At 64.3% G+C, this 19,277-nt stretch carries 20 protein-coding genes and 2 pseudogenes; 15 read left to right on the top strand and 7 right to left on the bottom strand.

Features of this window, described 5'->3' with window-relative positions:
- The first annotated feature begins 70 nt into the window (after nucleotides 1-70).
- The 5 genes from CUR85_RS00520 to CUR85_RS00500 are packed head-to-tail and all read left to right on the top strand — an operon-like array spanning nucleotide 71 to nucleotide 3,843.
- A complete protein-coding gene (locus CUR85_RS00520) occupies nucleotides 71-988 on the top strand; it encodes a branched-chain amino acid ABC transporter permease (RefSeq protein WP_136720382.1) in 918 nt (305 codons plus the stop codon).
- 3 nt (nucleotides 989-991) lie between these two features.
- The gene (locus tag CUR85_RS00515; RefSeq protein ID WP_067267510.1) at nucleotides 992-1,975 is read left to right on the top strand and encodes a branched-chain amino acid ABC transporter permease; all 984 of its coding nucleotides are present in this window, start codon (nucleotides 992-994) and stop codon (nucleotides 1,973-1,975) included.
- Nucleotides 1,968-2,735 (top strand): ABC transporter ATP-binding protein, encoded by a 768-nt coding sequence (locus tag CUR85_RS00510; RefSeq protein ID WP_067267512.1) that lies wholly within the window; start codon nucleotides 1,968-1,970, stop codon nucleotides 2,733-2,735. Before CUR85_RS00515 ends, CUR85_RS00510 begins: the two co-directional genes overlap by 8 nt.
- Nucleotides 2,732-3,421, top strand: a complete 690-nt coding sequence (locus tag CUR85_RS00505) for an ABC transporter ATP-binding protein (RefSeq protein WP_067267515.1) — start codon at nucleotides 2,732-2,734, stop codon at nucleotides 3,419-3,421. Before CUR85_RS00510 ends, CUR85_RS00505 begins: the two co-directional genes overlap by 4 nt.
- Nucleotides 3,422-3,444: 23 nt before the next feature.
- Entirely contained in the window at nucleotides 3,445-3,843 is a 399-nt protein-coding gene (locus tag CUR85_RS00500) for a RidA family protein (protein ID WP_067267516.1), read from the top strand.
- Between the two features lie 18 nt (nucleotides 3,844-3,861).
- Here the strand turns inward: CUR85_RS00500 and CUR85_RS00495 are convergent.
- From CUR85_RS00495 to CUR85_RS00485, 3 genes and pseudogenes are all read right to left on the bottom strand, one after another.
- Nucleotides 3,862-4,667 (bottom strand): annotated as a pseudogene (locus tag CUR85_RS00495) (metal ABC transporter permease).
- Nucleotides 4,660-5,418 carry a metal ABC transporter ATP-binding protein gene (locus CUR85_RS00490; RefSeq protein ID WP_067267519.1) on the bottom strand — a complete coding sequence of 253 codons (759 nt, stop codon included), beginning with the start codon at nucleotides 5,416-5,418 and terminating at the stop codon, nucleotides 4,660-4,662. The pseudogene CUR85_RS00495 and the gene CUR85_RS00490 overlap by 8 nt, the downstream one beginning before the upstream one ends.
- On the bottom strand, nucleotides 5,415-5,894 hold the full coding sequence (locus CUR85_RS00485; protein WP_067267520.1) for a Fur family transcriptional regulator: 480 nt from the start codon (nucleotides 5,892-5,894) through the stop codon (nucleotides 5,415-5,417). Before CUR85_RS00485 ends, CUR85_RS00490 begins: the two co-directional genes overlap by 4 nt.
- An 83-nt stretch (nucleotides 5,895-5,977) precedes the next feature.
- Between CUR85_RS00485 and CUR85_RS00480 the strand changes: the two genes are divergently transcribed.
- Nucleotides 5,978-7,216 (top strand): zinc ABC transporter substrate-binding protein, encoded by a 1,239-nt coding sequence (locus tag CUR85_RS00480; protein ID WP_067267521.1) that lies wholly within the window; start codon nucleotides 5,978-5,980, stop codon nucleotides 7,214-7,216.
- A 111-nt stretch (nucleotides 7,217-7,327) separates the two neighbouring features.
- On the opposite strand, the gene CUR85_RS00475 is transcribed toward CUR85_RS00480, so the two are convergent.
- The 4 genes and pseudogenes from CUR85_RS00475 to CUR85_RS00460 all read right to left on the bottom strand — a co-directional run bounded on the left by CUR85_RS00475 (nucleotide 7,328) and on the right by CUR85_RS00460 (nucleotide 11,170).
- Complete coding sequence (locus CUR85_RS00475; RefSeq protein ID WP_067267522.1) at nucleotides 7,328-9,349, bottom strand: PhoX family protein; 2,022 nt, start codon at nucleotides 9,347-9,349, stop codon at nucleotides 7,328-7,330.
- A 65-nt stretch (nucleotides 9,350-9,414) separates the two neighbouring features.
- A pseudogene (locus CUR85_RS00470) lies at nucleotides 9,415-10,472 on the bottom strand (YeeE/YedE family protein).
- On the bottom strand, nucleotides 10,465-10,773 hold the full coding sequence (locus tag CUR85_RS00465; RefSeq protein WP_280321001.1) for an ArsR/SmtB family transcription factor: 309 nt from the start codon (nucleotides 10,771-10,773) through the stop codon (nucleotides 10,465-10,467). The pseudogene CUR85_RS00470 and the gene CUR85_RS00465 overlap by 8 nt, the downstream one beginning before the upstream one ends.
- A gap of 25 nt (nucleotides 10,774-10,798) precedes the next feature.
- The gene (locus CUR85_RS00460) at nucleotides 10,799-11,170 is read right to left on the bottom strand and encodes a thioredoxin domain-containing protein (RefSeq protein WP_067267526.1); all 372 of its coding nucleotides are present in this window, start codon (nucleotides 11,168-11,170) and stop codon (nucleotides 10,799-10,801) included.
- Between the two features lie 96 nt (nucleotides 11,171-11,266).
- Here CUR85_RS00460 and CUR85_RS00455 point away from each other — a divergent pair, with 96 nt between their 5' ends.
- From CUR85_RS00455 to CUR85_RS00415, 9 genes are all read left to right on the top strand, one after another.
- Nucleotides 11,267-12,004: a cytochrome c biogenesis CcdA family protein gene (locus CUR85_RS00455; protein ID WP_067267528.1), complete on the top strand. Its 738-nt coding sequence runs from the start codon at nucleotides 11,267-11,269 to the stop codon at nucleotides 12,002-12,004.
- 28 nt (nucleotides 12,005-12,032) lie between these two features.
- Nucleotides 12,033-12,617 (top strand): thioredoxin family protein, encoded by a 585-nt coding sequence (locus CUR85_RS00450; RefSeq protein ID WP_067267529.1) that lies wholly within the window; start codon nucleotides 12,033-12,035, stop codon nucleotides 12,615-12,617.
- Between the two features lie 136 nt (nucleotides 12,618-12,753).
- Nucleotides 12,754-13,230 (top strand): sulfur oxidation c-type cytochrome SoxX, encoded by a 477-nt coding sequence (soxX, locus tag CUR85_RS00445; protein ID WP_197471006.1) that lies wholly within the window; start codon nucleotides 12,754-12,756, stop codon nucleotides 13,228-13,230.
- Nucleotides 13,231-13,352: 122 nt separating this feature from the next.
- Complete coding sequence (soxY, locus tag CUR85_RS00440; protein WP_067267531.1) at nucleotides 13,353-13,772, top strand: thiosulfate oxidation carrier protein SoxY; 420 nt, start codon at nucleotides 13,353-13,355, stop codon at nucleotides 13,770-13,772.
- Between the two features lie 31 nt (nucleotides 13,773-13,803).
- Nucleotides 13,804-14,133, top strand: a complete 330-nt coding sequence (soxZ, locus tag CUR85_RS00435; protein WP_067267533.1) for a thiosulfate oxidation carrier complex protein SoxZ — start codon at nucleotides 13,804-13,806, stop codon at nucleotides 14,131-14,133.
- Between the two features lie 44 nt (nucleotides 14,134-14,177).
- Nucleotides 14,178-15,029, top strand: a complete 852-nt coding sequence (gene soxA, locus CUR85_RS00430) for a sulfur oxidation c-type cytochrome SoxA (protein ID WP_067267534.1) — start codon at nucleotides 14,178-14,180, stop codon at nucleotides 15,027-15,029.
- Between the two features lie 87 nt (nucleotides 15,030-15,116).
- Nucleotides 15,117-16,817: a thiosulfohydrolase SoxB gene (soxB, locus tag CUR85_RS00425; RefSeq protein ID WP_067267536.1), complete on the top strand. Its 1,701-nt coding sequence runs from the start codon at nucleotides 15,117-15,119 to the stop codon at nucleotides 16,815-16,817.
- A gap of 73 nt (nucleotides 16,818-16,890) precedes the next feature.
- The gene (gene soxC, locus CUR85_RS00420) at nucleotides 16,891-18,153 is read left to right on the top strand and encodes a sulfite dehydrogenase (RefSeq protein WP_136720383.1); all 1,263 of its coding nucleotides are present in this window, start codon (nucleotides 16,891-16,893) and stop codon (nucleotides 18,151-18,153) included.
- Nucleotides 18,137-19,195, top strand: coding sequence for a c-type cytochrome (locus CUR85_RS00415; protein WP_067267537.1), 1,059 nt, complete (start codon nucleotides 18,137-18,139; stop codon nucleotides 19,193-19,195). Before soxC ends, CUR85_RS00415 begins: the two co-directional genes overlap by 17 nt.
- Nucleotides 19,196-19,277: the final 82 nt, after the last annotated feature.

The following is a 19,277-nucleotide window of genomic DNA, read 5'->3' as shown; positions in this document are numbered from 1 at the left end:
GGTCGCCCGGGGCCGACAAACTAACGCTTTCACGCCGGGCTTCGTCCGGCGCGCCGGGAGGCTTTGCCAAATGTCATTCATCCTGCTCGTCGAACAGGTGCTGAACGGGGTCCAATCCGGGGTCATGTTGTTTCTCATGGCCGCCGGGCTCACGCTCATCTTCGGGGTCATGGGGTTGATCAACCTCGCCCATGGCTCGCTCTACATGGTCGGCGCCTTTGCCGCCGCGGCGGTGGCGGCGGCCACCGGGTCTTTCCTTCTGGCGCTAGTGGCCGCACTTGCCGCTGCCGCCTTGGCGGGCTGCCTGATCGAGATGACGGTGATCCGCCGCCTCTACGACCGTGACCACCTCGATCAGGTTCTGGCGACCTTCGCGATGATCCTGATCTTTTCCGAGGGTACGCGGTTCTTCTTTGGCTCCTTCCCGCTGTTTCTCGACATTCCCGCCGCGCTGGCGGGGCCGGTGACGCTGCCGGGCGGCATCCAGTATCCGCTTTATCGCCTCGTCATCATCGGCGTGGGCCTTGCCATCGCCGCCGGTCTCTTTTTGCTGATCGCCCGCACGCGCATCGGCATCCAGATCCGCGCGGGCGAGGCCGACCGCGAGATGATCGCGGCGCTCGGTGTCGATATCGCCAAGCTCTACACGCTGGTCTTCGCGCTCGGGGCCGCCCTTGCGGGACTCGCCGGGGCGTTGGTGGGCGCGATCCAGTCGGTGCAGGTGGGCATGGGCGAGCCGGTGCTGATCCTTGCCTTCGTGGTGATCGTCATCGGCGGCATCGGCTCAATCAAGGGCGCACTTATCGGCGCGCTGCTGGTGGGGCTGACGGACACGCTGGGTTCGGTCCTGCTGCCGCTGTTCTTTGCCAATTTCATGGAGGCTTCGGCGGCCACCTCCGTCGGCTCCTCGCTCGCTTCCATGTCAATCTACATTCTCATGGCGGGGGTTTTGCTTTTCAAACCCACCGGCCTGTTTGGGGAGGCCTAAGCCATGATGCGCGAAACACTTGTAAACGTCTTTCTCTTCCTGCTCCTGCCGGTCACGGCGCTGGCGGCCTTCGCGCTGGACGAGCCTTTCATCATCACGCTGGCCACCAAGGCCGCGATCCTCGCGCTGGCTGGCGTGGGGCTGAACATCGCGCTCGGACTGGGCGGGCTGGTGAGCTTCGGTCACGCGGCGTTCTTCGGTCTCGGCGGCTACGCCATGGGCATCCTTGCCGCCCATGCCCAGAGCTATACGCCGATCATGGAGAGCCCCTTCCTGATCGAAGGCACCAAGTCCATGCCCATCATCTGGCTGGTGGCGATCGTGGTCTCCGCGCTGGCGGCGCTGCTGATCGGGGCGCTGTCTTTGCGCACCTCGGGCGTCTATTTCATCATGGTCACGCTGGCCTTCGGGCAGATGCTTTTCTACTTCTCGATCTCCTGGCCGGCCTATGGCGGCGAGGACGGGCTGTCGATCTACGTGCGCAACGGCTTTCCGGGGCTGAACACGCTGGACCCGCTGACTTTCTTCGCCATCGCCTTTGCCGTGTTGGCGCTGGTGCTGCTCATGGCGGGCCGTCTGGCGCGCGCGCCCTTTGGCTTGGCGCTCTCGGCAGCCCGCCAGAACGCCGAGCGGGTCGAGGCCGTGGGCCTCGCACCTTTCCGGCTGCGTCTGGTGGCCTTTGTCATCTCGGGCGCGGTCACCGGGCTTGCGGGCGCGCTTTTCGCCGATCTCAACCGTTTCGTCAGCCCCACGATGTTCTCGTGGCACACCTCTGGCGAGATCATGGTCTTCGTGATCCTCGGCGGGGTGGGGCGGCTTTTTGGCCCGGTTGCCGGGGCGGCGCTGTTCATCTTGCTGGAGCATGTGCTGGGTGGATTGTCGGAGTTCTGGCACATCTACCTCGGCTTCCTGCTGCTGATGGTGGTGCTCTTTGCGCGGGGCGGCATGATCGGCCTCATCGCCGGACGGGAGGTGGCCCATGACTGAACAGACGACTGATGTGCTTTTGGACGTGCGCAACCTGCACAAGAGCTTCGGCGCCTTGAAGGCCACGGATGATGTCTCAATCACTCTGCGCCCGGGCGAGATCCATGCGCTCATCGGCCCCAACGGGGCGGGCAAGTCGACGCTGATCAAGCAGATTGCGGGCGGGCTGCGCTCGGACAGTGGCTCGGTGCATTTTGCGGGGCAGGACGTGACGCCGCTCAGCACGGTCCAGCGTGCGCGGGCCGGGCTGGGGCGGACCTTCCAGATCTCCTCGTTGGCGATGGAATACACGGTGCTGCAAAACGCGGTGCTGGGCGCGCTTGGCCAGTCGGGCCGGGTGATGCGTTTCTTCGCCCCGGTGATGCGGCAGGCGGAGTTGCGGGCCGAGGCGATGCGCGCGCTGGAACTGGTGGGGCTGGCCGATCACGCGGCCAAGCGCACCTCGGACTTGTCGCACGGCCAACGCCGGCAGCTTGAGGTCGCGGTGGCGCTGACGCTGCGGCCCAAGGTCTTCCTGATGGACGAACCGATGGCGGGGCTGGGTGCCAGCGGCTCGCGCGAGATGACCGGCTTTCTCGATGGTCTCCGGGCCGAGGCGCCGATCCTGTTGGTGGAGCATGACATGGACGCGGTCTTTGCACTCGCCGACCGCATCTCGGTGCTGGTTTACGGGCGCATTATCGCCAGCGGCACGGCGGCCGAGATCAAGGCCGATCCACAGGTCCGCGTGGCCTATCTGGGCGAGGAGGACGCGGCATGAGCCTGCTGGAACTGAAGGACATCACCGCCTCCTACGGGCCGACGCAGGCGCTTTTCGGCGTCGATCTGGCGCTGGAGGCGGGCGAGGTCTGTGCGCTGATGGGGCGCAACGGGATGGGCAAATCCTCCACCATCAAGGTGATCTGCCGGATGCTGAAACACGACGGGGGCAGCCTGCGTCTGAATGGGCGCGACATCGCGGGATTGCCGTCGTTTCGCGCTGCACAGGCTGGCGTGGGGCTGGTGCCCGAGGGGCGGCGCTGTTTCGCGACGCTGACGGTGCATGAAAACCTCATCGCCGCCGCGCGCCCCGGCCCGTGGGATGAGGCGCGGGTGGTCAAGCTTTTCCCCCGCTTGGGCGAGCGGCGGGATCAGGCGGCAGGCTCACTCTCGGGCGGGGAGCAGCAGATGCTGGCGATTGGCCGCGCGCTGATGACCAACCCGCAACTCCTGCTGTTGGATGAGGCGACCGAGGGGTTGGCCCCGGTGGTGCGTCAAGAAATCTGGGCCGCCGTGGCCGAGTTGAAGCGCGACAGCGGTCTGGCGCTTCTGGTGGTGGACAAATCCCTCGCCGAGCTGCGGCGCGTGGCCGATCACGCCGTCATCCTCGAACGGGGCCGCTCGGTCTGGTCCGGTCCGATGCCCGCGCTCGATACTCAAATCGCCGACCAATTCCTCGGCGTGTGACTGTTAACAAAAAGGAACACGACATGTCGCATCAAATCATTCAGCCCGAAGGCTGGGCCCCCGCGAAAGGCTATGCAAACGGCGTGCTGAGCGCGGATGGTCATCTGTTCGTCGGCGGTCAGATCGGCTGGACCGCCGAGCAGAAGTTCGAATGCCACGATTTCATCGGCCAGATGAAACAGGCGCTGCAAAACATCCGCGACGTGGTCGAAGCCGCCGGCGGCACGCCCGAGGATATCACCCGGCTGACGTGGTATGTCACGGATAAGAAAGAATATCTCGCCGCGCAAAAGGACGTGGGCCGCGCCTACCGCGAGGTAATGGGCAAGCATTTCCCGGCAATGGCGATGGTGGTCGTCGCCGGTCTGGTCGAGGATGAAGCCAAGCTTGAGATCGAAGCCGACGCGGTGATTGCGCGCTAAGCCAAACCGCCGTCGGGGTTACCCCCGGCGGCGCAGCGCCGGAAGGGCCGCCGAAAAGGCCGAGGAAAGCGCAAAGAGACCCGCCGCGATGCTGACGATGCTGGGCCCCGTGGGCGTGTCGAACTCCAGCGAGGCCAGCAGCCCCCGAGGGCCGCCACCGCGCCCAGACCCATGGCCCAAAAAGCCATGGTTTCCGGTGTACGGGCAAAGGGGCGGGCACTGGCGGCGGGGATGATCAGCATCGCCGCGATCAGCAGCGCGCCAACCACTTTGATCGCTACGGCCACCATGATTGCCAGCGCCAGCGTCAGGATCAATTGCTCGCGCCGCGGATTGCCGCCTGCGGCCTGCGCCAGATCGGGGTTCAGCGTCGCCGCCAGCAGCACCGACCAGCGCCAGGCCAGCAGGAGCGCCACCGCCACGGCGCCGCCCCAGATCACGCCGAGGTCAAAGCGCGTTACGGCGAGGATCTCACCAAAGAGGTAGGACGACAGATCGACCCGCTGCCCCGGCAACAGGGACACGGCCACGAGGCCAAGGGCCAGTGCGGAATGGGCCATCACGCCCAAAAGCGCGTCGGCGCTGACATTGCGGCCCGACAGCGTGCTGATCACCAGCGCCATGACGAGCGCCACCAAAAGCACGCCCGCAGTGATCGGCAGATCGGTCGCCAACGCCAGCGCCACGCCCAAGAGGGCAGCATGGCTGGTGGCATCGCCGAAATAGGCCATGCGCCGCCAGATCACGAAACAGCCTAAAGGGGCAGCGGCCAGCGCCACGCCCAATCCAGCGAGGGCGGCGCGCAGAATGAAATCGTCAAGCATTCTCGGTCTCTTGGTGGTGGCCGTCACAGGCGGCGCCGTGATGGTGGTGGTGATGGTCGTGATCGTGCCGGTAGAGCGCCAGCGCCCCTTGGGTGCCGCTGCCAAAGAGGGCGCGGTATTCGGGCGCTTCGGAGACGGTCTCGGGCGTGCCTTCGCAGCAGACATGGCCATTGAGGCAGAGCACTCGGTCGCTCGCCGCCATGACGACATGCAGATCGTGGCTGACCATCAGCACGGCGCAGCCGAGGTCTTGGCGCACGGCTTCGATCTGGCGGTAGAAGGCGGCGGAGCCGGGCTGATCCAGCCCCTGCGTCGCCTCGTCGAGGATCAGCAGATCGGGCCTTTCCAGCAGGGCGCGGGCCAGCAGCACGCGTTGGAATTGCCCGCCCGAGAGGTCGACCATCTGCCGCTCTGCCAGTTCCGGCACGCCAGCGGTGGCCAGCGCGTCGCGGATCGCTTCAGGCTTTTGGCGGCGGGGCAGGTTGATGAAACGGCGCACGGTAAGCGGCAGGGTCGCGTCGATTTGCAGCTTTTGCGGCACATAGCCGATGCGCAGCCCCGGTTTGCGGGTGATCTTGCCCGCCGCCGGTTTCAGCGCGCCGATCAGCGCGCGCAGCAGGCTGGATTTGCCCGACCCGTTGGGGCCGACGATGGTGACGATCTCACCCGCGTCGATATTGAAGTTCACGTCGCGCAGGGCGATCTGACCGTCGTGGCGCAGGGTCAGGCCGCGCGTATTGATCAGGCTCATGCACCGGGCTCCTGACAGGCGGGGCAGAGGCCCTCGGCCTCGACCACGCTGCGCTCGATCCGGAAGCCAGCGGCGCGGGCGGCATCGCCAAGGCGGCTTTTGTTCGGGGTGGTATCGGCCTCCGCCACCGAGCGGCAGCTGCGACAAATCAGAAAGGCGGGTGCGTGATCCTCGCCCGGGTGCACGCAGCCGACATAGGCGTTGAGCGCTTCGATCTTATGGGCAAGCCCGGCTTTCACCAGAAAATCCAAGGCGCGATAGGCCACGGGGGGCTGCGCGCCCAGTCCCTCGGCCGACAGGCGGGCGAGCAGGTCATAGGCGCCCAAGGCGCGGTGTTCCGACAGCAGGATCTCCAGCGCGCGGCGGCGCACCGGGGTCAGCCGCAGCCCGCGTTCGGCGCATTGCGCTTCGGCCACCTGCATGGTGCTCCGCACGCAGGCGGCGTGGTCATGATCACTGAATCCTATGGGGCGCATGGGGAACCTCAATTCGTTTCGGTATTGATATGTTATAACAGCGGTGTTAGCAAGGTGATACTATAACATTTTGAAGGTCTGCCATGTATCGTTTTACGCTCCCCGCCGCCGTTCTCGCCGCTGCCGCGTCGCCGCTTTGGGCGGATGTCCCCGCCGTTGCGACAGATATCGCCCCGGTGCATGGGCTGGTGTCGCTGGTGATGGAAGGGGTCGGCACGCCCGACCTCATCGTGCCGCCGCGCAGCTCGCCCCATGGCTATGCCATGCGCCCCTCCGAGGCGCGCGCGCTGAGCGGGGCCGATCTGGTCGTTTGGGTCGGCCCGTCGCTGACCCCATGGCTGGCCGATCCGCTGCAATCGCTGGCGGGCAGTGCGAGCCATCTGGCCTTGATGGCGCAGCCCGGCACGCGGGTTCTGGCCTTCCGCGAAGGGGCGACCTTTGAGCCGCATAGCCACGGTGACGAGGGGCATGAGGGTCATGAGGGCCATGATCACGCCGAGGAAGGGCATGACCACGACGCGCTTGGGCATGATGATCACGATCATGACCACGAGGGGCATGACCACGAAGAGCATGGTCACGAGGAGCATGACGAAGAGCATGACCACGGCGACCACGACCACGAGGCGCATGACCACGAGGGGCACGACCACGGGGATCATGACGATCACGGACATGGCGAGAAGGATCACGACGACCACGGCCATGACGACCACGATCACGACGACCACGGCCATGACGACCACGGCCACGACGATCACGGTCACGACGACCACGGCCACGAAGGCCACGATCACGCCCATGACGGCGACGATCCCCACGTCTGGCTCGACCCCCGCAATGGGCAGCTTTGGCTGGGCCAGATCGCCGAGGCGCTGGCGGAGCTAGACCCCGAGAACGCCGCGCAATACCGTGAGAATGCCGAGGCCGCTCAGGCCGAGCTTGCGGTCTTGGAGGAAGACATCGCCGAGACTCTCGCCCCAGTCAAAGACCGCCCCTTCATCGTCTTCCATGACGCCTACCACTATTTCGAAGCGCGTTTCGACATCGAAGCCCGTGGTGCCATTAGCGAAAATGACGCCCGCGCCGCGGGGGCTGCGCGTGTGGCAGAGCTGCGCGACCTAGTGGCCGAGAGCGGCGCGAAATGCGTCTTTGCCGAGCCGCAGTTCAACCCCGGCCTGATCGCCGCCGTGACCGAAGGGCAGGAAACCGGGACCGGCACGCTTGACCCGATCGGCGCGGATCTGGAGCTGGGCGTTTCTTTCTACCCCGATCTGCTGCGCGGCATGGCGCAGAGCATGTCTGACTGCCTGTCGGACTGATTTAACGACTGGCCAGAGACACGGCCAATAAAAACGGCCTAATAAAAAGTGGTGCAGCCGGGGAAGCTGCACCACATCTTACATGCTGAAATGACTTTTATAGAATTCTGATCAGACGGCGATCTTGCCGCCGCCTTGCTTGGTAATGACGACCACCGCAGGGCGCGGGGGCATCTTAGGGTCGAAGTCGGGCCAGCGGGTGGCCGGGTCCTCAAAGGTGCTTTCCCGCTCGAAACCGGGGATGTCCTTGGTGCCATCCGTGCCCGGGTGCTGCACCGCGACAAAGAGCGTTTCGCCATCCTCGGTGAAGTAAGGGCCGCACATCTCACCGCCCACGGGGCAGCGGAAGAAGAGCTTCGAGGTGCCGCGCGCCTCGCCTTCGGTCTCTAGCGCGTAGAGCCCGTCGGATTTGCCGGTCTTGCCCCAGCTGCTGCCCTGATCGGTGCTGATCCAGAGCCGCCCGTCGGCGTCCATCGCGGCATTGTCGGGGCTGCCGAACCAGCCGTGCTCCGATGTCTCGGGGTTCCACTGGGCACCGACTTCGGCCACCTTTGGGTCACCACATTGCACGAGGATCGACCAAGTGCCGCTGGTGGCGGCGTGGTCGGCATTTGCTTCCTTGATCTCGATGATATGGCCAAAGCTGCTTTCCGGGCGCGGGTTGGCGGCGTTGGTGTCACCCTGCTTGCGCTTGGTGTTGTTGGTCAGCAGGATATAGGCCGTGCCATCGCCGCGCGGCTGCGCGTCTTCGGGGCGGTCCATCGGGGTGGCGCCCAGCAGGTCGGCGGCCAGACGGGTGTCGATCATCACGTCGCCTTGGTCGTTGAACCCATTCTCGGCGGTCAGCGGCCCGGTTCCATGCACCAGCGGCAGCCAGTTGATCGTGCCGTCCTCCTCAAACCGCGCGACGTAGAGCGTGCCATCGTCCAGCAGAGTGCCATTGGCCGCCGGATCATCGGAAACCGTCCCCGCAGAGACGTATTTGTATTGATAATCAAAGCGGTTGTCGTCGCCCATATAGACCACGAGCTTGCCATCTTTGCTGACCGTGGTCTCGGCGCCCTCATGGCGGAAACGGCCCAGAGCGGTGCGTTTGACGGGGGCTGAGGTCGGGTCCATCGGGTCAACCTCGACCACCCAGCCGAACTTGTTGGGCATGTTCGGCTCGGCGTCCACGTTGAAACGGTCGTGTTTCTGACCCCAAGCGTACCACATGCCCGGCACGCCGTAGCGGTCCCAAGATTTCTCTTCCGCGGCACCGGTGATGTCGGGTTTCCCATCGGCATCCAGTTTGTCGGTCCAGAAATAGCCGTGGAAGTTCTCTTCGGCCATCAGCCATGTGCCCCAAGGGGTCAGCCCGCCCGCGCAGTTGTTGAGCGTGCCGATGACCTTGGTGCCGCTGGGGTCGTCGTTGGTTTGCAGCCGCGCGTGACCGGCGGCGGGGCCGCTCAGCGTCATCGCGGTGTCGAGCGGGGTGATGCGGCGGTTCATCTTGCCGTCGCGGACCACTTGCCATTTGCCTGCCGCATCGCGGGCGATCTCGACGACCGAGCCGCCGTGGGCTGCCATTTCGATGTCGATCAACTCAGGCGTCATGCCTTTGAAGTTCACCTTGTCCTGACGGCCGAGACCGGGGAACATGACCTCTTCGTTGGTGTATTCGTGGTTCACGCAGAGCAGCCCGCGGCTGCCGTCGTCGTTCAGGGGCACGAAACCCACGTAGTCGTTGTTATAGCCGAACTGTTTCGACTGCGCGGCGGCGGTCTGGTTCATCACGTCGAATTCCGGCGCATCGGCGGTGATCGGATCGCCCCACCGCAGCAGGATCTGCGCGTCATAGCCGGGGGCGACGTGGTGGGTTTCGTCATTGCCCCATGCCAGCTCGTCAAAGACATAGCGGCTTTCGGCGGCGCGGGCCTTGGACGGGGCGATGGCGGCGGCACTGCCGAAAAGGGCGGTGGTGGCCGACACCCCAAGCATCCCGCGCAGGATGTCGCGGCGGCCATAGCGGGCGTTGATCACATCGCCGATGGTACGCGACAGGTTCGCGTTGGTGGGGATGTCGTCGAAGGCCTCAAAGGCTTCGGCCTTGTTGCCGATGGCGGGGTCGTTGAGAATCTCGCGGCGGGTCATCATGCTTCCTTAGGTGACTTGGCTGGCCTCCATTTGCACCATGACTGTCACGGTTTTATGACGCGTCAGACTGTGCTGCGGCGAAATCCTACGATGAGTTGGCGCAGGCCCAAAGCCGCGCCCGCAAAGATCGCGGCGAGGGTCACCGGCCCGCTGAAGGCCAGCACCGAGATGGCCGAGATGCCTTGCCCGATGGTGCAGCCCATGGCGATCACCGCACCAACCCCCATCAGCCCTGCGCCGAATATCTGGCGGCGGAGTTCGCGCGGGTCTTCGCAGGCTTCCCAGCGGAAATGCCCTTGCCAGAGCGAACCCAGAAAGGCCCCGACCCAGACCCCCGCGACCGAGCCGATGCCAAAACTCAGCGGGCGGACCGAGCCCTGCATCGCATAGAGCAGCGTCTCTCCCACGGGGGCGGCATAGCTATGCGACATCAGCGTTTGCGCGCCAAAACCGGTCTGCGCCAGCCACGCCGTGCCCGCCCAGCCCGAGGTGATCGCCAGCCCGGCCACGGCGCCCCAGACCACTTTGCGCAGATCGCGGCGAAAGCTGCGGGCGCCGAGCATCAGCAGGCAGACCGCGAGGCCCAGCAGAATGCCGATCAGCGCCACCGATCCGCCGGTAAGCGCGGCCACCGCATGGGCGATCCCATCCGGCGGCCCGGCGTTCATCTGGCGCGGGAAGAGCAGGGCGCGCGCCGGGGCAAGCGGGCCGGAGAGCACGGTAAAGGCCGCAAGCCCCATGACCAAGACAATCACGAAGGCGCGCAGGTCACCCCCGCCCAACCGCGCCAAAGCGCCAAAGCCGCAGGTGCCCGCCAGCGCCATGCCATAGCCGAAGATCAGCCCGCCAAAGACCGCGGGCACCCAAGAGAAGGCGATCGTCAGGTGAAAGGCGCGGTCGAGGTTGATCAGCCCCAAGCTGGCAAGGGTGAAACTGCCCAGCATCGCCACGCCGATGGCCAGCCCCACATCCGCATTCGGTCGCCCGATCCGCCATAGAGCAGGTCTTCGATCGCGCCCAGCGTGCAAAACCGCCCCAATCGTGCCGCGAGGCCCAGCAACACGCCGCCCAGTCCGCCCAGAAGGGCGGCGGTCAGCGGCTGGCCCCAAAGCTCAATCATCCTTGCAGAACAATTCGTAGACCAGTTCCAGCATCTTGCGGGGCCGGTCATCGGCAAGCCGGTAATAGATCGTCTTGCCATCGCGGCGCGGCGTGACCAGACCTTCGAGTCTGAGCCGCGACAGCTGCTGCGACACCGCCGCCTGCCGGGTGGACAACAGCGCTTCCAACTCGCTCACCGATTTTTCGCCAGAGATGAGGTGACACAGGATCATCAACCGCCCCTCATGGCTGATCGCCTTGAGGAAATTCGACGCGGTCACGGCATTGGTCAGCATCCGGTCCATGTCCTCTTGGGACATGTCGGGGTCATCACGGGCAGGCTTGTCATTCGGTCGGATCCTCGAAATCGGTCTTGTCGTGCAAGAGCGTATCAAGCATGGGCCAGAAGAACTCCGCACCGGGGTAGCCTTCGAGGCGGCCCAATTCGACATCGTCTTCGACCAGCAAAAAGGTCGGGGTGAAGATCACCGCGCGCTGCGGGGTGACGCTCTCTTCCACGGCGGCGATATCGACGCGGCGCAGCGGGGCGAAAGCCCCTTCGGCGGTCTTGGGGTAGGCGGGGGCGATCTCTTCGTCCCAACGCTGGCAATAGATGCAGCCGGGCTGTTCGACCATGACCAGTTCCACCGCCTCGACGGGCCGGGCGGGCAGGGCGGTCAGGGCCGCAAGGCTCAAGGCGGTCAGGGTGCGGATCATCGGCTTGCCTGATTGACGTTTGGACGACACTCAACGTAATTTGAATATGTGAATTGTTCAAGCGCGGCGGACCAGCGCGGCGCGGGCGGGGGTAACATGTTCGACATCACCTATGCAGGCGCGCTTTTCGCAGGGCTGCTCAGCTTCTTTACGCCCTGCATTCTGCCGATGGTGCCATTCTACCTTAGCTATATGGCGGGGCTCAGCGTGACCGAATTGCGCGGCGATGGTGCAATCGCGCCGGGGGCGCAGCGGCGCTTGGTGTTGTCTTCGCTGCTCTTCGCGCTTGGGGTCACGACGATCTTTGTTCTGCTGGGCATGGGTGCCACGGCCATCGGGCAGGTGTTCACCCAGTACCTTGAGCCGCTGAGCTGGGTGGCGGCAGCGATCCTTACGGTCTTTGGTCTGCACTTCCTCGGCGTGATCAAAGTGCCGCTGCTCTACCGCGAGGCGCGGTTGGAGGGGGGCGGCAAGCCCACCTCGGTCTGGGGCGCCTATGTCATGGGGCTGGCCTTCGGCTTTGGCTGGACGCCCTGTGTCGGCCCCGCGCTGGCGGCGATCTTGATGATTGCCTCAGGCATGGGCGATATCGCCCGGGGCGGGCTGTTGCTGGCCGCCTATGGCGCGGGGATGACCGCGCTCTTCGTGGTGGCCGCGCTTTTCGCCAAACCGTTTCTTAACTGGGCCGCGCGGCATATGGCGCTGGTGCAAAAGGTGGAAAAGGCGATGGGGGTGATGCTGATCCTTTTTGCCGTGCTGATCGTGACCGGCGGGGTGCAACTGATCGCGGATGCGATGATCCGTTGGTTCCCCAGCTTCACGACGCTAGGATAGACGCAACAATCAGGAGGAGGACGCCAAGATGATCGGATCGAGGATAGGAGCCGCAGTGGCGGCGGCGATGCTGGCCTGGCCTTTGGCCGCGGCGGAACTGGGCGACGACGGGCTGCACAAGACACCCTGGATGCGCGACACCTTCAAAGACCTGCGCGAGGATCTGGAGGAGGCTAGGGGCGAGGACAAACGTCTGATGCTGATGTTCGAGCAACGCGGCTGCATCTATTGCACCAAGATGCACGTAGAGGTTTTCCCCTCCCCCGAAATCGCCAATTACATCGAAGAGAATTATTTTGTCGTGCAGCTGAACCTGCATGGCGATATCGAAGTGACCGATTTCGATGGGGAGACGCTTTCGGAAAAGCAGATGGCGCGGAAATGGGGGATTCTCTTCACCCCGACGCTGATGTTCCTGCCCCATGAGGTGGCCGAAGACGCGACCGCGCCGCAGGCGGCGGTGGCGGTGATGCCGGGCGCGTTCGGCAAGGGCACGACGCTTGATATGCTCACTTGGGTGAACGAGGAACGTTATGCATTCGAAGGCGATGAGGATTTCCAACGCTACCACGCGCGGATGATCCAAGAGCGCAACAATGGCAGCACGGATTGACCGGGGGAAAGCGGCCCTGCGCGTGTAAAGCTATTCAAAAGTTTGAATTTGTTGTTGCGCCGCGCCGCATCCCTGTCTTAGGGTCAGGTAAACCGGATCACACATCACCGTGATCGGCACTGGGAGGAAGTTTTCGATGATGAGATGGATCGCCGCCGCAATTGTGTCGGGCGCGCCCGTTCTGGCCGCCGCTGAAACCGTGGCACCTGCCGACGTGACCTATGATGACTATGGTTCGGTTGAACAATCCCTGACCGGGACACCCGGCGATGCCGCCAAGGGTGCGGCCATCGTCGGCAGCAAGAAGGCGGGCAACTGCGTGGCCTGCCACCAGATCAGCGCGCTTAGCGAGGTTCCCTTTCAGGGCGAAATCGGTCCGATGCTCGACGGGGCTGGCGACCGCTGGAACGAGGCCGAGTTACGCGGCATCGTGGCCAATAGCAAGATGACCTTTGAAGGCTCGATGATGCCTTCCTATTACAAGACCAGCGGCTATATCCGCCCCGGCGACGGGTTCACCGGCAAAGCGGGAACCGAACCTTTGCCGCCGCTGCTGGACGCGCAGCAAATCGAAGATGTCGTGGCCTTTCTGGCGACGCTTAAGGAAGAGTAACGCGGCCCCGCCGCCCTGCGAGAGCAGGCGGCGGCGGTGGACCGGTGCAAGAGATCGCGAGCCTAAGCCTCGTGGAACGGAATGACGGCGCCCCGCGCCGCAGACGAACAAGGAGATGAGAGATGAACTTCTCAAGACGTGAAACTCTGGGCCTCGGCCTTGGCGCCATGGCGCTGACCATCCTGCCGGTGGGGGCTTCGGCCGCCACGGTGGACGAACTGATCGCGGAATTCACCGGCGGGGCCGACATGGCCGACACCGGCGTGACCCTGACCGCGCCCGAGATCGCCGAGAACGGCAACACCGTGCCAATCTCGGTCGAGGCGCCGGGCGCTTCGGTCATCATGGTGCTGGCCGCGGGCAACCCGACGCCGCCCGTGGGCACCTTCAACTTCGGCCCGCTGGCAGGCAGCCGCAGCGCCTCCACCCGCATCCGGCTGGCGCAGACCCAAGACGTCATCGCCATCGCCAAGCTGGAAGACGGCACATTCGCCCGCACCAGCGCCGAGATCAAAGTTACAATCGGTGGCTGCGGCGGCTAAGCCCGCGCGCCCCAAACCAGGAGTTTAGAAAATGGCAGAAGGTGTAACACCCCGCGTCAAAGTGCCGAAAAAGGCCGAGGCCGGCGAGGTCATCACGATCAAGACGCTGATCAGCCACCCGATGGAATCGGGCCAGCGCAAGGACAGCGACGGCAACGTCATCCCGCGTTCGATCATCAACCGCTTCACCGCCGAGTTCAACGGCGAGAGCGTGATCGATGTGAAGATGGAACCGGCGATGTCGACCAACCCCTATTTCGAATTCGACGCCACCGTTCCGGAAGCGGGTGAGTTCAAATTCACGTGGTACGACGACGACGGTTCGGTCTACGAAGAAGTCAAATCCATCGCCGTCGGCTGACCCATCGGGTCAGCCAAGCGGCGCATGGAACAGGGAGGAAAGACATGAAATTCAAGGCAATGACCGCGGTCGCGGCGCTTTTGGTGGCCGCCCCCACGCTGGGGGCCGCCGATGAGGAGGCCGAGCTTGTCGTCAACGGCGAGATCGAGATGGTGACCAAGACCGATGCGCCTGCGCATCTCGACGGCGCCTTGCCCGAGATCATGTCTGGCTGGCGTTTCCGCTCGGATGAGACGCAGCAGCTTCAAATGGACGACTTCGACAACTCCGGGATGATCTTTGTCGATCAGGCGCAGGCGGCTTGGGACACGGCAGAGGGCAGCGAGGGCAAATCCTGCGCCTCCTGCCACAACGATGTCGAGACCTCTATGAAGGGGGTCCGCGCGGTCTATCCGAAGTGGAACGAGGACGCGGGCGAGGTGCGCACGCTGGCGCAGCAGATCAACGACTGCCGCGAGAACCAGATGGGCGCAGAGCCCTACAAGTACACTGGCAGCCAGATGACGGCAATGGAGGCGCTGATCTCGGTTCAGTCGCGCGGCATGCCGGTCAACGTGGCGATCGACGGCCCGGCCCAGAGCACATGGGAGCAGGGCAAGGAGATGTACTACACCCGCTACGGCCAGCTCGAGCTGAGCTGCGCCAATTGCCACGAGGACAACTACGGCAACATGATCCGGGCTGACCACCTGAGCCAGGGCCAGATCAACGGCTTCCCGGTCTACCGTCTGAAGAACACCAAGCTCAACAGCGCCCATGCGCGTTTCAAGGGCTGCGTGCGCGACACGCGGGCCGAGACCTTCAGCCCCGGCAGCCCCGAGTTCGTGGCGCTGGAGCTTTACGTCGCCAGCCGCGGCAACGGCCTGTCGGTCGAAGCCCCCTCGGTGCGTAACTGATTTAACTTCCGGGCGTTTCGCCTGACCTGATCCCGCCCCCCGCATGGGGGCGGGGCCTTTCCCTGTTTTCAAGTGCTGGAGCGTAACATGCTGTCTCGCCGTGATTTTCTGCAAATGTCCATGGCTGCGGCCTCCATCTACGGCGGCTCGGGCTTCGGCAACTGGGCGCGGCTGGCGGCGCAGGACCGCTTTGATCAGGACGCGCTGCTGGAGTTCGAGAAGTTCGGCAATGTCACCCTGATGCATGTGACCGACATCCATGCCCAGCTGAAGCCGATCTATTTCCGCGAGCCCGCCGTGAACATCGGCGTGGGCGAGAACCGGGGCAAGGTGCCCCATATCACCGGCGAGGATTTTCGCGTCCGCTACGGCATCGGCGGCGGCACGCCGCTGGATTATGCCCTGACCTACGACGATTTCGTGGCCCAAGCGCAGGCCTACGGCAAGGTCGGCGGGCTCGACCGCGTGGCCACCGTGCTGAACGCCATCCGCGCCGACCGGCCCGACGCGCTGCTCTTGGATGGCGGCGATACATGGCACGGCTCGATGACTTGCCTGAAGACCGAGGGGCAGGACATGGTCAACGTGATGAACGCGCTGAAGCCCGACGCAATGACCTTTCACTGGGAGTTCACCTTGGGCTCCGAACGGGTGCAGGAGATCGTCGAGGGGCTGCCCTTTGCCGCTCTCGGCCAGAACATTTTCGACCGCGAATGGGACGAGCCGGCGGAGCTGTTCAAGCCTTACGAATTCTTCGAGCGCGGCGGCGTGAAGATCGCCGTCATCGGTCAGGCTTTTCCCTATATGCCGATCGCCAACCCCGGATGGATGTTCCCCGAATACTCCTTTGGCATCCGCGACGAGCATATGCAGCAGATGGTCAATGAGGTCCGCGCACAGGGGGCTGAATTGGTGGTCTGCCTCAGCCACAACGGTTTTGACGTCGACAAGAAAATGGCCGGTATCGTTAAGGGGATCGACGTGATCCTATCGGGCCACACCCATGACGCGCTGCCCGAACCGGTTCTGGTGGGCGAGACCCATATCATCGCCTCTGGCTCGAACGGGAAATTCGTCTCCCGCGTCGATCTGGACGTGCGTGACGGCAAGATGATGGGGCTGCGGCACAAGCTCATCCCGATCTTCTCGGATCTCATCACGCCCGATGCCGAGGTGGCAAAGCTGATCGACGCACAGCGCGCGCCCTTCCTTGAGGATCTGACCCATGTGGTGGGGCAGAGCGATGCGCTGCTCTACCGCCGGGGCAATTTCAACGGGACGTGGGATGACCTCATTTGCGATGCGCTGCTGAGCGAGCGCGACGCCGAGATCGCGCTCAGCCCCGGGGTGCGTTGGGGGCCGTCGATCTTGCCGGGGCAGGACATCACCCGCGAGGACATCTTTAACGTCACCTCAATGACCTATCCCAATGCCTACCGCACGGAAATGACGGGCGAATTCCTGAAAGTCGTGCTGGAGGACGTGGGCGACAACCTGTTCAACCCCGATCCCTATTACCAGCAGGGCGGGGACATGGTGCGCGTCGGTGGCATGGGCTTCAAGATGGACATCGCCAAGCCGCAGGGTGAGCGCATCAGTGACATGACCTTGCTCAGCACCGGCGAGCCGATTGATCCGCAGCGCAGTTATGTTGTGGCTGGCTGGGCCTCGGTCAACGAGGGCACCGAAGGCCCGCCGATCTGGGATGTGGTGGAAAGCCATATCTCGAAACTGAACACCGTGGGGGAAGGCGCCCGGACCCCGGTGAAAATCGTTCTGCCAAAGTAAGAAAAATGAGAATAGGGGTTCTCACATAGATACAAATTCAATAAAATGAATTTGAATATGTGAGGGCCACGACATGACAGAAGAGAACCACAAGGGGCCATCGCGCCGTGCCTTTCTGACGGGGGCAGGGGCGGCGGCCGCGGGGACGCTGGCGGGTCAAGCCAGTGCCGCGCAGACCGATCCGGGCATTGCGATCCATCCATGGATGCAGGAGTTGGGGGACGGCGTCGACGTCGCCCCCTACGGCATGCCCTCGCCGCATGAGGCGGACGTAAAACGCCGCACCGTGGAATGGCTGACCGCCGACCCGGTGAGCTCGATCAACTTCACACCGCTGCATGACCTCGACGGCACGATCACGCCCAACGGGCTGTGTTTCGAGCGGCACCATTCGGGCGTCGCCAAGGTCGACCCGGCCAAGCACCGGCTGATGATCAACGGGCTGGTCGACAAACCGCTGGTGCTGACGATGGACGACCTGCACCGTTTCCCGCGGGAGAACCATGTCTATTTCCTCGAATGCGCGGCCAACTCCGGGATGGAGTGGCGCGGCTCGCAGCTCAATGGCTGCCAGTTTACCCATGGCATGATCCACAACGTCCAATACACCGGCGTGCCGCTGCGGCTGGTGCTGGAGGAGGCGGGCGTGAAGCCCGAGGGCAAGTGGCTTCTGGCCGAGGGCGCGGATGCCGCGGCGATGAGCCGGTCGATCCCGATGGAAAAGGCGCTCGACGACTGTCTCGTGGCCTTCAAGATGAACGGTGAGGCGCTGCGCCCCGAACAGGGCTACCCGGTGCGCCTCGTCGTGCCCGGCTGGGAGGGCAACATGTGGGTCAAATGGCTGCGCCGGCTCGAGGTCGGCGACCAGCCTTGGCACCACCGCGAGGAAACCAGCAAATATACCGACCTCATGGCCGATGGCGTGGCGCGGCGCTTCACTTGGGAGATGGACGCGAAATCGGTCATCACCAGTCCCAGCCCGCAGGCGTCGATCACCCATGGCCCGGGGCCGACCGTTCTGACCGGCCTTGCGTGGTCGGGCCGCGGTACGATTCCGCGCGTGGATGTGACGCTGGATGGCGGCATCACCTGGCATCAGGCGCGGATGGACGGGCCGAGCACGCCCAAGGCGTTGCACCGTTTTTACTTTGACTTCGAATGGGACGGCAAACCCCTGCTGCTGCAAAGCCGCGCGCATGACAGCACCGGCTACGTCCAGCCCACCAAACACGCGCTGCGCGCGGTCCGGGGCGAGAATTCGATCTACCACAACAACGGCATCCAGACCTGGGCGGTCGATGCGGACGGAAAGGCCGAAAATGTCGAGATTTCTTAAAGCTGCCCTCCTGACCACCGCGCTGGCAAGCCCGCTGGCCGCCGAGCCTCTAGGCCTCGGCCGCGCCGCCACCCCCGAGGAAGTGGCGCTGTGGGACATCGACGTGCGCCCTGACGGCACAGGTCTGCCCGAGGGCCGTGGCGACGTGATGACCGGGGATGAGATTTACACCGCGAAATGCGCCTCCTGCCACGGTGTCTTTGGCGAGGGCACGGGCCGTTGGCCGGTCCTCGCGGGCGGGCAGGGCAGCCTGACCGACATGCGCCCCGTCAAAACGATCGGCAGCTATTGGCCTTATCTTTCAACGGTTTACGACTATGTGAACCGGGCGATGCCCTTCGGCGATGCACAGTCGCTGAGCGATGATGAGGTCTATGCGATCACCGCCTATCTGCTCTATCTCAATGACGAGGTGGAGGAGGATTTCGTGCTCTCGTCAGAGAACTTCGCCAAGCTGCGCCTGCCGAATGAGGCGGCCTTTAAACCCGATGACCGGGCGGAGGTTGAGTTTGCGTCCTTCAAGCAAGAGCCCTGCATGAGCGATTGCAAATCCTCGGTCGAGATCACCATGCGCGCAGCCGTGCTGGACGTGACGCCCGAGGAGACCGCCGCCAAGGCCGCAGCCGAAGAGGCTAAGGCCGAAGAGGCCAAAGCCGCGGCGGAGCCTGCCCCCGAAGAGACCCCCGCGCCGGTCGAGGTGGCCGAAGCCCCCGCCGCAGATCCCGCGCTGATCAAGGCCGGGGAGAAGGCATTTCGCAAATGCAAATCCTGCCACCAGATCGGCGCCAAGGCCAAGAACCGTGTCGGGCCGATGCTGAACGGCATCGTGGATGGCCCAGCGGGCGCGGTTGACGGCTTTCGCTACTCCAAAGCCATGCAGGCCGCGGCAGCGGAGGGGTTGGTCTGGTCTCACGATGAGTTGAGCGCCTTTCTGGCGGACCCTAAGGGCTTCATGAAAGGCACTAAAATGTCGTTCCGGGGTGTGCGCAAGCCCGAGGATATCGACGCGTTGATCGCCTACCTGCGCGACGCGTCGGAGTGATCGGCGCGATTAGCGCAGACTGTCGTGCCTGCCCCCTTGAACCCCCATACCGGGGGACTAATCTCTGGGTAACAGTTTTGCG

Source organism: Sulfitobacter faviae, assembly GCF_029870955.1.
Lineage (GTDB): Bacteria > Pseudomonadota > Alphaproteobacteria > Rhodobacterales > Rhodobacteraceae > Sulfitobacter > Sulfitobacter faviae.
The sequence above is the reverse complement of the archived record's forward strand: the minus strand, read 5'-3'. Positions and strand labels throughout refer to the sequence as shown.